Origin of the sequence: Corallococcus sp. AB049A (assembly GCF_003668885.1) — a bacterium.
Lineage (GTDB): Bacteria > Myxococcota > Myxococcia > Myxococcales > Myxococcaceae > Corallococcus > Corallococcus interemptor.
Window position 1 is genome coordinate 1 of the sequence record NZ_RAWL01001360.1, and the last position, 402, is coordinate 402.

Annotated in this window: 1 protein-coding gene; it reads right to left on the minus strand. The window is 62.9% G+C overall.

Annotation, left to right across the window (positions count from 1 at the left end; genetic code table 11):
- Positions 1-260 (minus strand): hypothetical protein (locus tag D7X55_RS43145; protein WP_147470546.1); only part of this gene is annotated, 260 nt, incomplete at its 3' end.
- Positions 261-402 lie beyond the last annotated feature (142 nt).

Below are 402 nucleotides of genomic sequence, written 5' to 3' on the forward strand. Positions count from 1 at the left end.
GAGTACGACCTGCGCTTTGAGTTCGCCAACGCCGGCGCGGCGAATGTTGGCAGTACGGCGCCGGACTGGCGCAATGCCAGCACCTCGCAGTCCTGCTCTGCCCAGGTCAGCGTGCCCAGCGCATCAAGCCAGAGCGCGAGCGCCGTCGTTGAGTTCCACTGCCTCATGCGACGAGGCGGCGGCAACGTCAGCCGTTCAATTATGGTGGCCAGCGTCAGCGCAACAGGGTGGTACTGATAGTTCTTTTGTAGCGGATACATCTACGCGTGCCACCACGTGCGCGCGCGAGGGGCACAGCACAACATGGGTGCATGGATAGCGCCCAGCCCCAACAGATCAACAACCTGCTGCGCCAGGGAGTGGTGACAACAGTCGATCAAGCGCGTGCGCTGTGTCGTGTCC